Below are 13,588 nucleotides of genomic sequence, written 5' to 3'. Positions count from 1 at the left end.
GTCAGGCAACCGAGGTCAGTCACACTTAGGTACTGAATCCTCATAAAGGTCCAGAAAATTCGCCTTTATCAAGGCATCCAGGCGAAGTTCTATTGCCTGCACCGCTTGCTCTATCGCACGCTGAAAGCCGAACTCATCAGCACTGCCATGACTTTTAATAACCAGTCCACGCAACCCGAGAAAACCGGCACCGTTATGGCGGGCAGGCATCATCTCTTTTCGCAGACGATATAACAGGGGAGCAGCCAGGAGCCTTAGAAAAACAGGCGCCCCTTCCAACTGCTTGAAAAGCATGGAAATAAGCCCCTCGCTTCCTTTAAGCAGGACATTGCCAACAAATCCGTCACACACCACCACATCCGCTTCAGACCGGAACACTGCGTTCGCCTCGATGAAGCCGACATAGTTAAGGCGCCTGCACTTCTCCAGCAGGATTGATGCTTGCTGGACGACACTATTACCCTTGGTCGGCTCAACACCTACATTCAAAAGAGCGACTCGAGGTTCATGTATCCCTGTTGCTTTAGCAGCAGCGGCCCCCAGGCATGCAAACTGGTAAAGACTGAGAGCGGAACAGTCCAGATTAGCGCCAAGATCCACCAATACACATTGACGACCCATCACAGGCAGATGGGTATAGATGGCCGGCCTCTCTATCCAAGGAAGCGTATCCAGCGTCTGTCGAGCAAAGGCCATCAGGGCACCAGTATTACCTGCACTAACGCATGCGTCAGCCTCGCCACTGGCAACCAGCCCCAGCGCAACCTTCATGGAAGAGTCAGGCTTGTTACGAAGGGCATAAGAAGGCTTTTCCGCCATATCAACGGCCTGAGTGGCTACATGGATACGCAGACGAGAATCATCAAATGAGAACTGACCGACATGGCCTTGGATGACATCAGGATCACCAACAAGGATCAACGTAACGGCAGGATGACTAGCGAGGAAGGAAATACAGGCAGGCACAATGCAGCGGGGACCGAAGTCCCCGCCCATTGCATCGATAGCGATGACAGGTGACGACAAGGATTACTCGTCGGAACCCTTGTCGATCACTTTACGACCACGGTAAAAACCGTCCGGAGACACATGGTGACGCAGGTGAACTTCACCAGTGCTCTTTTCTACAGACAATGCATTCGGCTCGAGCGCATCGTGGGAGCGACGCATATCACGGGCGGAACGGGATTTTTTGTTCTGCTGAACAGCCATAACTCATTAACTCCTAAACGTTTGGGTCACGCTTCAACTGCGCCAGTACGCTGAACGGGTTGGCTCGCTTTTCCTCGTCCGCGCTTTCTTCGGGCGCTTCAGGCGCTTCGAATCCTGCTGGATGATGGCAGATGCCGGGCTCATGAGTTGGAATGATTGGCAAGGCAAGCAAAAGCTCATCCTCAATCAAACCAATCAGATCCAAAGGCTCTTCACCGACTTCCAGTGCGTCATAACCTTTTGGCAACGCATCCGCCGACTGCCCTTCCCATAGCACTGCGTAATCGTACTCGCCGTGTACAGGAAACGCGCCCGGCTCCAGGCATCGCTGACATACCATTTGCACTTCAGTATCCAGTGCGCCATGAATGACGACAAGCCTTTGCTCATCACGGAAGAACTCGAGGACGGCCTTCACCGTTCCCTCAGTGCTCGACAGCTGCTCGCAAAGACGTGGCAAACTAGATACCGGCAGTTCACCCCGAAGCGTGACACCGCGATCAGCCAGTTTGCGTGGATCTACGTGAGGTGGAAGTGGCCCATTCAACATAAGCGCGCCATTATAGAGACGACCTCAGGCCTGTCAAAGGAAATTAGGCAAAGGATAGTATCCTTTGCTGACTTTTGGTCGGTTAGACCGACGATTCTGCGTTCACAGAGACTCATTATAATGCTTCCGTTACTGCTCGCTTCAAGCTCACCCTATAGACGCGAACTGCTGGCTCGCCTGAAACTAAACTTTACATACGCTTCACCTAATATAGACGAAAGCTCTCATCCAGGCGAAAGCGCTCGTCACTTGGCTATGCGACTGGCTGAAGCCAAGGCCCGCGCGCTGGCGCCTAATTACCCCAACCATCTTATTATTGGCTCCGATCAAACCGCCTCGCTTGACGGCCAGATACTTGGCAAGTCTCTGACATACGAGCGCGCCCATAAGCAACTGTCGAATGCCAGCGGAAAAAGCGTGACGTTCATGACCGGGCTCGCGCTGCTCAATACTCAAACCGGAACCTGCCAGCTGAATTGCGTACCGTTTACCGTTCATTTCCGTACGCTGGAAAGCGATCAAATCGAGCGTTACCTCAATATTGAACAACCCTATGACTGCGCTGGAAGCTTTAAAGTCGAGGGACTGGGAATTACCCTTTTTCGCTCTACCGAAGGAGAGGACGTGACCAGCTTGATCGGCCTGCCGCTTATTCGGCTGACCGATCTCCTACTCAATGAGGGCGTGGTAGTACCCTAGCATCAGCCTCTCAACTTATCGCAACACAGGTCCCTGCCACCCCACCAGCAATGCCAGGCGCTCCGCCACACTGGTCCCCAGGCGCTTGGCAAAGCGGTCGAATGGGCTTTCCTGAACGGTGTAATCCACAATCTTTTCTTCACCAACCACCTCCCGAGCCACAAAGCTGGCACTGCCCAGGCCATCGATTAGCCCCAGCCCAAGCGCTTGCTCTCCAGACCATACGAGCCCGGAAAACAACTCAGGATGACCCTCGACCTTCAAGCGATCACCACGCCCCTTTTTCACGCTATCGATAAACTGCCGATGTGTAGTATCGAGCACCTGTTGCCAGAAGCGGGTCTCCTCTTCTTTAGCAGGCTGGAAGGGGTCCAAAAAGGCCTTGTGCTCACCGGATGTGTAAACGCGACGCTCAACGCCTAGCTTATCCATGGTTCCGACAAAGCCAAAGGATGCTGCCGTTACGCCGATTGAGCCCACAAGACTGGCCTTGTCAGCATAGATGGCATCGGCAGCACTGGCGATGTAATAGGCGCCCGAAGCTCCCAGATCAGAAATCACGGCATAAAGCTTGATGTCAGGATGCAATCCACGCAGACGCTTGATCTCGTCATAGACATAACCTGACTGCACAGGACTGCCTCCTGGGCTATTGATACGAAGGATAACGGCTTTGGTACCTTCGTCTTTAAAGGCATCGCGCAGTGCTCCAACAATATTGTCGGCACTCGCCTTCTCATCAGCCGCAATGGTTCCCTTCACCTCAATAAGCGCCGTATGGGAGCCCTCACGCGAGGCTTCTCCCTTGAGCCCGGAAAAAGGAACAAAGAGCGCCAGCATGATAAAAAGATAAGTAAACGTTAGGAATTTAAAAAAGATTCCCCAACGACGTGCCCTTCTTTGCTCATGCACGCTGGCCAGCATCGCCTTTTCGATGAGCTTCCAGCTTTTTTCATCCGCCGGGCGATCCGACGCTTTCCAATCATCTGCCATTGGTAGTCCTGCTTGGTTCAATTAATCGTTACGCATCCAACCAGACACGCAACTCCTCAAAACGATCAACCACAAGCGTTGGCTCGTAATTACGCAGCACCTCAACTGGCTGAGCACCGTAACTGACTGCAACCGAGGCCATTTGCGCTCTGCGAGCCATTTCAAGGTCGAATGGTGCATCCCCGATCATCAGCGCCTTTGACGGATGCACCTGACAATGCGCCAAGATCTCGTTAAGCATTAACGGATCCGGCTTGCTGGCCGTTTCATCAGCGCAACGCGTTACGTCAAAGAAGTCAGCCAGCCCCTTGGCTGCAAGCACCCTATCCAGCCCTCTTCGGCTTTTACCGGTAGCAACAGCCAAACGATAGCCTTTGCGCCGAAACGCTGCCAAGCCTTCAGCCACACCCTCGAAAAACGGAGAAGGCTCTTGCTCACGCATAACGAAATGATCGCTATAACACTGACGAAAACGCTCCACAGCTCCTGGCGTCATCTCCGGGTAAAGCGTCTGGATGGCCTCTGGCAAGCCCAGCCCGATAATGGACTTAATCGATCGATCGCTTCGAACGGGGAGCCGAAGGTCGGCGGCAGCTGCCTGCATAACGTCCACGATGCGACCAACCGAGTCAGAGAGCGTCCCGTCCCAGTCAAATACCAGCAAGTCGTAACTAGGCATCCAATCGACTCAATGTAGCCGCCCAGGTCTCATCAACAGGAGCAGTCAGTTGCAATGTTTCCCCATCGGGGAGCGGTACATTAAGACTGGCAGCATGAAGAAACAGCCGCTTCCCGCCCAAATCCCGAATCTCCCTGGAAAACGCCTCATCACCGTACTTAGGATCCCCTGCAATGGAATGACCTGCGTGCTTGGCATGAACACGAATCTGGTGAGTACGTCCTGTGACCGGCTTTGCCTCTACTAGAGTAGCGAAATCACCGTAGCGTCTGAGCACTCGAAATTCCGTGAGAGCGTCCTTACCCTCTACATTGACTTCAACCATCCGCTCACCGGAACGCAAGTTATTTTTCATCAAAGGCGCTCGAATCTGTTTTTTTGCTGCAGGCCAGTGACCACGAACCAGCGCATGGTAGCGTTTGTCGACTCCATCTCCACGCAAGGCCTCATGCAAATGACGCAGCATGCTGCGCCTCTTGGCAATCATGAGCAGACCCGAGGTATCCCGATCCAGGCGATGAACCAGCTCAAGGTCTTTGGCATCTGGACGAATCTGACGAAAGACCTCTATAACGCCTAGGCTGACACCACTCCCTCCGTGAACGGCAATACCTGCAGGCTTATTAATAACGATCAGTGTCTTGTCTTCATAGACAATCGCAGCCTCCATCAACTCGGCAAGCGCCTGGGAGACAGGTGCAGGTTCATCTTTTTCAGGCAAACGCATAGGAGGGACACGAATGATATCGCCGGCTTGCAGCCGATAATCCGGCTTTATACGCCCCTTATTAACACGTACTTCACCCTTGCGAAGTATTCTATAAATGAAGGTTTTCGGCGCACCTTTGAGCAAAGTACGCAGATAGTTATCGATACGCTGGCCAGCCAGCTCTGAAGAAACTTCGAAGAGCTGTACGCCATTGTTGGAAGAAGTAGGATTAGTCATTGCTACATAATAGCAATTTCCACTTAATTGAAGCACTTAATGGTTGCTGTTATAGTCCCGGAAGCCAATAACCCTGGCATGACACAGCGCTTGTAAATAAGCTCCCTGTCATAAACATGTTCAGTGGACGTCAGGCCGTCCTTCGAGTGGTTCGTATGGCTATAAGCAGTACACGTGCCACTTAAAACAAAAGCCTTATAAAAACACCGTGCCCACTGTTGAAGGTGAGTACAAAAAACAACCGCTCCGGATTCTGCGAGCGGCACCAGGATTCCTGAAGGATACGTGAAGGGTGGAGATGTACCGCTGTTGAACTGTGTAGCCGGTAATGCCTGGCTTAGACGCTTATTCGTCCGCTTTTGACAGCTTATTCCTCCTCCTGACTGTTTGACGTTGCTGCTGTTACGACAGCAAGCAGGAGACGTAGTCGCGGCTCGGCATACAACCGAGTACTGCTGGACACGAAGGCGGATGGCTCCGCCTTTGATACGACCCCAAGCACCGACCCTCGGCGAGTCGTGTGTGCCGCACGCCGTTTCCGGTAGCCCGGAAACCGACGGTATTACATGAAAAGAATGCTCATCAATGCCACGCAGCCTGAAGAGCTACGTGTTGCGTTAGTAGATGGCCAAAAACTATTTGATCTGGATATCGAGTCAGGGGCTCGTGAACAGAAAAAGGCCAATATCTATAAAGGCCGCATCACTCGTATCGAGCCCAGCCTCGAGGCCGCATTTGTCGACTTCGGTTCAGAGCGTCACGGCTTTCTCCCTCTCAAAGAAATCTCTCGCGAATACTTCAAGAAAGCGCCAGAAGGTCGCATCAACATCAAGGAAGTTCTGTCCGAAGGGCAGGAAGTCATTGTTCAGGTTGAAAAGGAAGAGCGTGGCAACAAGGGCGCTGCGTTAACTACCTTTATCAGCCTGGCTGGTCGCTATCTGGTTCTGATGCCAAACAACCCACGTGCAGGTGGCATTTCCCGCCGCATCGAGGGTGAAGAGCGCAACGAGCTGCGCGAAGCCCTGAATGGACTGGATGCCCCAGCCGACATGGGACTGATTGTCCGCACAGCGGGCCTTGGCCGCAGCACCGAAGAGCTGCAGTGGGATCTGGACTACCTACTGCAGCTCTGGTCCGCTATCAAGGAAGCCTCTGTCGAGCGTAGTGCGCCTTTCCTGATCTATCAGGAAAGCAACGTCATCATTCGAGCCATTCGTGATTATCTTCGCCAGGATATCGGCGAAGTGCTTATTGATAGCGTAGAGGCTCAGGAAGAAGCACTAAGCTTCATTCGTCAGGTCATGCCTCAGTACCAGAGCAAGATCAAGCTCTATCAGGACAGCGTACCGCTATTCAATCGATTCCAGATCGAAAGTCAGATCGAAACTGCCTTTCAACGTGAAGTAAAGCTGCCCTCTGGCGGCTCGATTGTTATCGACCCTACTGAAGCGCTTGTTTCGATCGATATCAACTCTGCACGCGCTACCAAAGGTGGCGATATTGAAGAGACAGCCCTGCAAACGAACCTAGAAGCGGCCGAGGAAATCGCTCGCCAGTTGCGTTTACGGGATATCGGCGGCTTGATCGTTATTGATTTCATCGACATGACACCGGTAAAAAACCAGCGCGCCGTTGAAGATCGCATGCGGGAAGCGCTTGAGGCTGATCGTGCTCGAGTACAGATCGGTCGCATTTCTCGATTTGGCCTTCTAGAGATGTCCCGCCAGCGGCTACGCCCCTCTTTACGCGAGACGAGCGGCATCGTCTGCCCACGTTGTAATGGTCAGGGCATTATCCGAGACGTCGAGTCCTTGTCGCTTGCCATTCTGCGTCTGATTGAAGAGGAAGCACTCAAGGATCGGACAGCAGAGGTTCGAGCACGCGTACCCTTACAGGTCGCCTCGTTCCTATTGAATGAAAAGCGCAACAGCATCACCAAGATTGAACTACGCACACGGGTTCGCATCATCATTCTGCCGGATGATCACATCGAAACCCCGCATTTTGAAGTAATACGCCTGCGTGATGACAACCCGGATCTTCTGAACGGCCAGTCCAGCTATGAAATGACTCACAGCGAGGCCGAAGAGATCCAGCCCGCAAGCGCTACACGAACCCTTGTTCGCCAAGAAGCTGCAGTCAAGGTCGCACCCGAGCGCACTCCGGCACCTCAGGTCGAAGCACCCAGCAAACCTGCTCATCAGCCGGAGCCAAGCCTTTTTAAGGGCTTGGTGCGCTCCCTGGTTAGTCTGTTTGCTGGCAAGACGGAAGAGCCTGCTGCTGTAGCCGAAACTACCCAGCCCAATGGCGAAGCACGTCGTACTGATGAGCGTCGCAATGGTCGTCAGCAGAATCGTCGCCGTGACAACCGTCGCGATGAAGAACGCAAGCCTCGCGAAGAACGTCAGTCGCAGGCCCGTGACAATCGCGAAGAGCGTCCGACCCGTGAAGAGCGCCAACCGCGTACCGAGCGCCCTCCACGCGAAGAGCGCCAGGCCGCTCGAGAAGAACGTCCCACCCGTGAAGAGCGCCAACCACGTGAAGAGCGTCAGCCACGAGCAGAGCGTCAGAGCCGTGAAGAACGCCCTGCCCGCGAGGAACGTCAGCCACGCGAAGAGCGTCCCGCCCGTGAGGAACGCCAACCACGCGAAGAGCGTCCTGCCCGTGAAGAGCGTGCAAACAAGGACGAGCGCCCTGCCCGCGAGGAACAACCCAGCCGCAGCGAACGTCCTTCCCGCGCCGAACGCCGTCAGACCAGAGAAGAGGCCGAAACACGTCAGGATGCAACAGTTGACGCCGAGCAACTGAACGACGAAGAGCTGAACGATCAGAATGATGATCAAGACAGCGATGAGCGTCCACGCCGTCGCTCCCGCGGCCAGCGTCGTCGCAGCAATCGCCGTGAACGTCAGCGTGACACTCATGGCGAGTCAAACGACAACGAATCTGTTGCCTTGACGGGAGAATCCAACACTGAATCTCTTGCCAACGCCGCTGTGGTTGCCGAAGTGGTCAATGCCCAAGCAGCTGAAGCCACAACCGTAACGGAAAGAAACGGGCCCAAACAGGAAAATCAGACCCAGGCGGAAGCAGAAGCAATCGTTGCCCAGGATGTTTCTGCACCTAACCACACTGAAGAGCAGCCTGTCGTTGCGGTAGTCTCGCACGAGACTACTTTGAAAACTCATCAGACGGTAGCGGTAGTAGGGGTTGAAGCTCCTCAAGCCGAGGAGCCTACCCAGGCAGTCAATGAAACGGCGCCTGTGCAGAAAGAGAAAGCCGCATCCCCCGTGGAGGTCTCTTCCGAGGCTCAGCCCCTCGTTCAGGCAAGCGAAGACACGCCTGACATTGGAGCACAGCCTAAGTTAACCCCACCGGCCGTTGGACGTGCGCCTAACGATCCCCGTGAGCGTCGCCGCCGTCAGCGTGAGGCCGAGCGCTTGGCGCGTGAACAGGAGGAAGCTGCAGCAGCACAGGCCGCAACATCTGTCAGCCTGACTACTCCTCCGGCAGCTTCCTTGCCAACTGAAACCCCAGCGCCTGTAGAGCACGCCTCTCCGGTCCTGGCTGCCGACTCAGAACCCGTTGTTGAAGCCGCCCTCCCCTCTGGCATTACTCAGGCACAAGAGCGCTTGGAGAATGTACATGTGGAAAAACCACTGGATGAGCCCTCGAAAGAAAGCCAGCCTGCCATGACGGCCGAGATTGTTATGCCAAGCTCGGAAAGCTTGAATCAACTGCCAGCACAAAGGGTTGAGTCTGCCGAAATTCCTGCAGAGCTTGCCCTGCCAAAGCCAACAGTAGAGCAGCAACAACCTCAGCAGGATGCTGTGGAAGAGCAAAAGCCATCTGAAAGCGAAGAGGAAAAGCAGGCGCCTAAACCGCAGCCCTGATACCTCAACAAATAAAAAGGGATGCATATGCATCCCTTTTTATTATGCCGTTACCGCTAATTCAGCGCTCCGGGCTCCATCTCCAACAGGACAGAAAACCGACTCTCGATATCAGTGCGAATTTGCTGAGCAAGATCAAGAATATCCTTACCCGACGCTGTACCGTAATTAACCAGGACAAGCGCCTGCTGCGCATGAACGCCTGCGTCCCCTTCCCGAAAGCCCTTCCAGCCAGCCTTATCAATTAACCAACCCGCTGCAAGCTTTACCTGATCATCCGTGACTGGGTAAACGACCAGATCGCTATAGCACTCCTTAAGTCTTGTAGCCAATTGATTTGAAACCACAGGATTTTTGAAGAAACTGCCCGCATTGCCCAACATGGCAGGGTCAGGCAGTTTTTCCCGTCGAATACTAATAATGGCCTTGCTTACTGCCTGGGGAGACGGATCATCAACGCCCTGTTCCACCAAGCGCTGGCGAACAGGACCGTAATCCAGACGCAAAGTACCGTGTCGATTTAGATTGAAACGAACCCGCAATATGACCCAACGGCCAGGCTCCTGCTTGAATCGGCTTTCTCGATACCCAAAACAGCACTCTTCAAGGGTAAACTCGCAAGTCTGGCCAGTTTTGCGATCCAATGCCGTTAAGCCATGAAACACATCCTTTAGCTCAACACCATAGGCACCGATATTCTGCATGGGAGAGGCGCCCACAGTACCCGGTATGAGGCTCAGGTTCTCCAGCCCGCTCAGCCCCATACTCAATGAAGTCTCGACTAGCCCATGCCATGACTCGCCTGCTTCAGCCTCAACGATCACACGGCCTGAGGAGCCCTCCTCAAGAAGTCGGATCCCCTGACTACGCATGTGCAGCACCAGAGCCTGAACATCTTCCGTAAGCACCAGATTGCTGCCTCCGCCCAAGATATAGAGCGGCACATCCTGCTTGTCGGCAAACGCCATAGCCTCACGAACATCATTATCCGTGTAAGCCTCTGCATAGAAGCGTGCCCGCACATCGAAACCAAATGTATTAAAAGGTTTAAGACAAACCCACTCACGTACAGTAAGGCTCAAGTGGCCCCCTTACCTCATGCACAAGCGCTTCACATGCCTTTTCAAGCAAGTCAATAACATGCTTGAAGCCAGCAACTCCGCCAAAATAGGGATCCGGCACTTCATCCTGCTCAAGACCATAACGGCGAAGCAAAAGATCCACTTCAGCTGAAGCGTTGGAAGGACGAAGCCTGGACAAAAAGGCCATGTTCTCATGGTCCATCGCCAAGATAAGGTCAAATGAGCGAAAATCTTCAGCCGTAATCTGTCGAGCCCGCAGACCTGAAAGATCATATCCTCGCTTAGCACCTTCCTGGATCGAGCGAGGATCGGGGGCTTTACCGACATGCCAGTCGCCTGTTCCCGCCGAGTCGACAACAATACGGTCAAATAGGCCAGCCTTGACAAGCTTGTCGCGAAAGATGGCCTCGGCCGTAGGGGAGCGGCAAATGTTGCCCATGCAGACAAACAGAACACGCATTATTCGCCTCCCAAGACTCGGCGAACCCGCTCCAGATCTTCAGCTGTATCTACTCCGGCCTCTGGTGACTCAATGGCATCTGCTACATGGATACGCACGCCATGCCAAAGTGCACGTAGCTGCTCCAAGGCTTCAGCATTTTCAAGCCAGCATGCACCCCAGCGCACAAAGTCCTTCAGAAATGCTACTCGATAGGCATAGATACCGATATGACGTCGGTACGGCACGCTTGAGGGCAAGATATCGCGGCTTGTGACAAACGCATCACGCGCCCAAGGCATAGGCGCTCGACTAAATGACAAGGCCAGACCATTCTTGTCGCTGACAACCTTAACAACATTCGGGTTGAATAACGCGGCGATATCATGAATGGGCTCAGCCAATGTGGCTATGCCCGCCTCGGAATGAGCGGCAAGATTCTGAGCAACCTGATCGATAATGGCAGGCGGAACAAGCGGCTCATCCCCCTGAACATTCACGATAATGGCATCGTCCGGGAGGCCAATAAGTTCGGCTACCTCTGCCAGCCTGTCCGTACCTGAAGCGTGATCAGTACGCGTCAGCAGCGCATGTGCACCGAAACGCTCGCAGGCTGCCATGATGTCGGAATGATCTGTAGCCACAACCACCTGACCGGCTGCGCTCTTACTGGCCTGTTCCCATACATGCTGAATCATGGGCTTGCCTGCAATATCCTGCAACGGCTTGCCGGGCAAACGGCTCGAAGCAAAACGCGCAGGAATGACTACGGTATAGGAGACAGTCATTTATCCAGACGCTCATCAACGCTGAGGACACGGGCTTCGCTTTCCAGCATGACCGGGATGCCATCCCGGATAGGATACGCAAGCCCTGCGGCCTTGCTAATCAACTCAGTCTTGTCTTCGCTTAGCTTGAGCGGACTTTTGGTAATAGGACAAGCCAGGATGTCGAGAAGCTTGAGATCCATAAGGAATCCTTGTTGGGTAAATAAGTTATTGAGCCTGTAACAGGTCTAGCCGTCTGTCCAGCCACGAAACAAAAGCTGCTGAAGGCTGAGCATCAACCGCAAGATACCACCAATCAGGAGCGGCAAAGGCTCTGCATTTGACGGCATCTTTCTCAGTCATTATCAATGGTAAAGCCGGCTGAAAGCGTAGTCGCTCAGAGGTATAAACTGCATGGTCGGCGAATGGGTGGGCAATGGGTCGCCACTGCAATGCTTCGAGCGTCTTGAAGAAGCGATCAGGATTACCAATCCCAGCCAGTGCGTGAACCTCCTGGCCAGGAGAAAAATAATTGAGAGGCCGGCGCTCACCTGATACTAGATTGATCAAGGCCGTTGGTTTCAATTGAACCGAGTAGCCATCTTCCGTATCGCCGGTGCCACCATTATAAAGAATGGCGTCAACGCTTAGCAGTCGCTCAATAGGCTCTCTAAGTGGCCCCGCCGGAAGACAGCGCTTGTTGCCAAAGCCCCTTGCCGCGTCAACCATGACAAGCTCAAGGTCACGTGCAAGCGCATAGTGTTGTAGACCGTCATCACTGAGGATGAGATCCAGCGACTCGGTTCGCAGCAACTCCTGAACCGCAGCAGGACGATTCGGAGCGATGACAAGCGGAACCCGGGTCCGTTGAACAACAAGCAAAGGCTCATCACCCGTTACCGCAGGCAGCTGCTCCGGCATTACCCGCCAGGGAAAATGTGGAGGTTTTGCACCATAGCCCCGGCTCACCACACCGACTCGCAATCCACGACCGCGGCAGTGCTCGATGAGCCAAAGGATCATCGGAGTTTTGCCCGTTCCACCTATTGTGAGGTTTCCCACGACCAGCACAGGAACAGGTGAAACGAAAACACCCTTGTCGCTCTCCAGAAAGCGCCTACGCTTTCGTCGAGCAACGTGACAATACAGGGCCTCCAAGGGTTTCAGTACATTCAGGGCCGGATGACCACGATACCAAGCCCTGAGAAGCCGTGAGGAAATACTCACTGTTTGTCTGCCTGAGCCTCAACCGTTGTGATGCGGATTCGTGAAAAGCCCAGCTTTCCAGCGGCATCCATTGCCGTCACCACTGATTGGTGAGGCGTGCGGCCATCAGCAGAGATGATCAGTGGCACGCTGTTATCCCCACCCGACTCACGCTGCAATGCAGTCATGAGCGAAGTCAGATCACCTTTAGCCAACGTTTGATCGTTCAGAGAAAAGACGCCGTCTGCTGAAATGCTGATTTCCAAGTCCTTGGCAGCTGCTTCGGCAGGTTCTGCACTTTGCGCCTCAGGCAGCTCCAGTTTCAACTGGCTCGGCTTGTTGAAAGTGGTGGTTACGACAAAGAACAGCAGCAACACGAATACAACATCGATCAGTGATGTCAGGTTGACGTAGGCCTCGTCTCTAGCTGCCCCGCCGGATCTACGCCGAAACTTCACGCTTTGGTACCTTCCGTGACGAAGTCTACTTCACGATCACCCTGAACGACTTCAACCAGCTTGATGGACTCTTGTTCCATAGAGACAATCAGTTCATCGACACGACGCAGCAGGAAGCGATGGAAGAATACGGCAGGAATAGCCACGATCAGACCAGCCGCCGTGGTCAGCAAGGCCTTGGAAATACCGCCAGCCAGAACCGGAGCGTTGGCCAGACCGCTTTCCATGAAAGAACTGAAGATCTCGATCATGCCAAACACTGTGCCTAGCAGTCCCATCAAGGGTGCCATGGCAGCAATCGTACCTAGGGTATTCAGATAGCGCTCCAGATCATGCACGATGCGGCTACCAGCCTCTTCAATGGCCTCTTTCATGACTTCACGGCCATGACGGGAATTGGCAAGCCCTGCAGCCATTACCTCACCCAAAGGCGAATTGGCGCGCAACTCCTTAAGCTTCTCGCTTGTGAGCGAATTATCTTGCAGCCACTTCCATACCTGAGCCAACAGTTGCGGCGGAACGACACGTGCACGGCGCAGTGTCCATAACCGCTCGGCTACGATAGCCATGCCTACAATAGAACTTAGAATAATTGGCAGCATCATCCAGCCGCCTGCTTTGACCAGTTCGAACACGCCCTGAACCCTTTCCTTAAAAGTGCGCA

The 13,588-nt window shown here is 53.8% G+C and carries 15 protein-coding genes; 2 read left to right on the top strand and 13 right to left on the bottom strand.

Annotated features, from left to right (window positions below; all coding sequences use genetic code 11):
* Positions 1-15: 15 nt before the first annotated feature.
* From plsX to GM154_RS18330, 3 genes are read right to left on the bottom strand one after another with little or no spacing between them, the layout of a single operon-like run.
* The gene (gene plsX / locus GM154_RS18340; protein ID WP_219653003.1) at positions 16-1,026 is read right to left on the bottom strand and encodes a phosphate acyltransferase PlsX; all 1,011 of its coding nucleotides are present in this window, start codon (positions 1,024-1,026) and stop codon (positions 16-18) included.
* Between the two features lie 3 nt (positions 1,027-1,029).
* Positions 1,030-1,212 (bottom strand): 50S ribosomal protein L32, encoded by a 183-nt coding sequence (rpmF, locus tag GM154_RS18335; protein ID WP_010797729.1) that lies wholly within the window; start codon positions 1,210-1,212, stop codon positions 1,030-1,032.
* Between the two features lie 13 nt (positions 1,213-1,225).
* Positions 1,226-1,762, bottom strand: a complete 537-nt coding sequence (locus tag GM154_RS18330; protein ID WP_010797728.1) for a YceD family protein — start codon at positions 1,760-1,762, stop codon at positions 1,226-1,228.
* A 120-nt stretch (positions 1,763-1,882) separates the two neighbouring features.
* Here GM154_RS18330 and GM154_RS18325 point away from each other — a divergent pair, with 120 nt between their 5' ends.
* Positions 1,883-2,461, top strand: a complete 579-nt coding sequence (locus tag GM154_RS18325) for a nucleoside triphosphate pyrophosphatase (RefSeq protein ID WP_219653002.1) — start codon at positions 1,883-1,885, stop codon at positions 2,459-2,461.
* A gap of 15 nt (positions 2,462-2,476) precedes the next feature.
* Here the strand turns inward: GM154_RS18325 and GM154_RS18320 are convergent, their stop codons facing one another.
* Genes GM154_RS18320 through rluC form a run of 3 tightly spaced genes read right to left on the bottom strand, consistent with a single transcriptional unit; the run spans position 2,477 to position 5,079 of the window.
* Positions 2,477-3,454 carry a S49 family peptidase gene (locus GM154_RS18320; RefSeq protein WP_219653001.1) on the bottom strand — a complete coding sequence of 326 codons (978 nt, stop codon included), beginning with the start codon at positions 3,452-3,454 and terminating at the stop codon, positions 2,477-2,479.
* 28 nt (positions 3,455-3,482) lie between these two features.
* On the bottom strand, positions 3,483-4,133 hold the full coding sequence (locus GM154_RS18315) for an HAD-IA family hydrolase (protein WP_219653000.1): 651 nt from the start codon (positions 4,131-4,133) through the stop codon (positions 3,483-3,485).
* On the bottom strand, positions 4,126-5,079 hold the full coding sequence (gene rluC / locus GM154_RS18310; RefSeq protein WP_010797724.1) for a 23S rRNA pseudouridine(955/2504/2580) synthase RluC: 954 nt from the start codon (positions 5,077-5,079) through the stop codon (positions 4,126-4,128). The genes GM154_RS18315 and rluC overlap by 8 nt, the downstream gene beginning before the upstream one ends.
* A 566-nt stretch (positions 5,080-5,645) precedes the next feature.
* Between rluC and rne the strand changes: the two genes are divergently transcribed.
* A complete protein-coding gene (gene rne / locus GM154_RS18305) occupies positions 5,646-8,972 on the top strand; it encodes a ribonuclease E (RefSeq protein ID WP_219652999.1) in 3,327 nt (1,108 codons plus the stop codon).
* Between the two features lie 56 nt (positions 8,973-9,028).
* On the opposite strand, the gene murB is transcribed toward rne, so the two are convergent.
* Genes murB through GM154_RS18270 form a run of 7 tightly spaced genes read right to left on the bottom strand, consistent with a single transcriptional unit; the run spans position 9,029 to position 13,559 of the window.
* Positions 9,029-10,054: a UDP-N-acetylmuramate dehydrogenase gene (gene murB / locus GM154_RS18300; RefSeq protein WP_219652998.1), complete on the bottom strand. Its 1,026-nt coding sequence runs from the start codon at positions 10,052-10,054 to the stop codon at positions 9,029-9,031.
* On the bottom strand, positions 10,035-10,514 hold the full coding sequence (locus tag GM154_RS18295; RefSeq protein ID WP_010797721.1) for a low molecular weight protein-tyrosine-phosphatase: 480 nt from the start codon (positions 10,512-10,514) through the stop codon (positions 10,035-10,037). Before GM154_RS18295 ends, murB begins: the two co-directional genes overlap by 20 nt.
* Positions 10,514-11,281 carry a 3-deoxy-manno-octulosonate cytidylyltransferase gene (gene kdsB / locus GM154_RS18290; RefSeq protein ID WP_010797720.1) on the bottom strand — a complete coding sequence of 256 codons (768 nt, stop codon included), beginning with the start codon at positions 11,279-11,281 and terminating at the stop codon, positions 10,514-10,516. The genes GM154_RS18295 and kdsB overlap by 1 nt, the downstream gene beginning before the upstream one ends.
* On the bottom strand, positions 11,278-11,463 hold the full coding sequence (locus tag GM154_RS18285; RefSeq protein WP_010797719.1) for a Trm112 family protein: 186 nt from the start codon (positions 11,461-11,463) through the stop codon (positions 11,278-11,280). The genes kdsB and GM154_RS18285 overlap by 4 nt, the downstream gene beginning before the upstream one ends.
* A 25-nt stretch (positions 11,464-11,488) precedes the next feature.
* Positions 11,489-12,487, bottom strand: a complete 999-nt coding sequence (lpxK, locus tag GM154_RS18280; RefSeq protein ID WP_219652997.1) for a tetraacyldisaccharide 4'-kinase — start codon at positions 12,485-12,487, stop codon at positions 11,489-11,491.
* Positions 12,484-12,924, bottom strand: a complete 441-nt coding sequence (locus GM154_RS18275; protein ID WP_010797717.1) for a biopolymer transporter ExbD — start codon at positions 12,922-12,924, stop codon at positions 12,484-12,486. The genes lpxK and GM154_RS18275 overlap by 4 nt, the downstream gene beginning before the upstream one ends.
* Positions 12,921-13,559 (bottom strand): MotA/TolQ/ExbB proton channel family protein, encoded by a 639-nt coding sequence (locus tag GM154_RS18270; protein WP_019365918.1) that lies wholly within the window; start codon positions 13,557-13,559, stop codon positions 12,921-12,923. Before GM154_RS18270 ends, GM154_RS18275 begins: the two co-directional genes overlap by 4 nt.
* Positions 13,560-13,588: the final 29 nt, after the last annotated feature.

The organism is Pseudomonas sp. MAG002Y, from assembly GCF_019400845.1.
GTDB classification, from domain to species: Bacteria; Pseudomonadota; Gammaproteobacteria; order Pseudomonadales; family Pseudomonadaceae; genus Chryseomonas; species Chryseomonas luteola.
The sequence above is the reverse complement of the archived record's forward strand: the minus strand, read 5'-3'. Positions and strand labels throughout refer to the sequence as shown.

What these genes read in the sequence shown, in the direction of transcription:
- rpmF (WP_010797729.1), bottom strand. Translation starts at nt 1,212, where the DNA reads ATGGCTGTTCAGCAGAACAAAAAATCCCGTTCCGCCCGTGATATGCGT.
- GM154_RS18330 (WP_010797728.1), bottom strand. Translation starts at nt 1,762, where the DNA reads ATGTTGAATGGGCCACTTCCACCTCACGTAGATCCACGCAAACTGGCT.
- GM154_RS18325 (WP_219653002.1), top strand. Translation starts at nt 1,883, where the DNA reads ATGCTTCCGTTACTGCTCGCTTCAAGCTCACCCTATAGACGCGAACTG.
- GM154_RS18320 (WP_219653001.1), bottom strand. Translation starts at nt 3,454, where the DNA reads ATGGCAGATGATTGGAAAGCGTCGGATCGCCCGGCGGATGAAAAAAGC.
- GM154_RS18315 (WP_219653000.1), bottom strand. Translation starts at nt 4,133, where the DNA reads ATGCCTAGTTACGACTTGCTGGTATTTGACTGGGACGGGACGCTCTCT.
- rluC (WP_010797724.1), bottom strand. Translation starts at nt 5,079, where the DNA reads ATGACTAATCCTACTTCTTCCAACAATGGCGTACAGCTCTTCGAAGTT.
- rne (WP_219652999.1), top strand. Translation starts at nt 5,646, where the DNA reads ATGAAAAGAATGCTCATCAATGCCACGCAGCCTGAAGAGCTACGTGTT.
- GM154_RS18295 (WP_010797721.1), bottom strand. Translation starts at nt 10,514, where the DNA reads ATGCGTGTTCTGTTTGTCTGCATGGGCAACATTTGCCGCTCCCCTACG.
- kdsB (WP_010797720.1), bottom strand. Translation starts at nt 11,281, where the DNA reads ATGACTGTCTCCTATACCGTAGTCATTCCTGCGCGTTTTGCTTCGAGC.
- GM154_RS18285 (WP_010797719.1), bottom strand. Translation starts at nt 11,463, where the DNA reads ATGGATCTCAAGCTTCTCGACATCCTGGCTTGTCCTATTACCAAAAGT.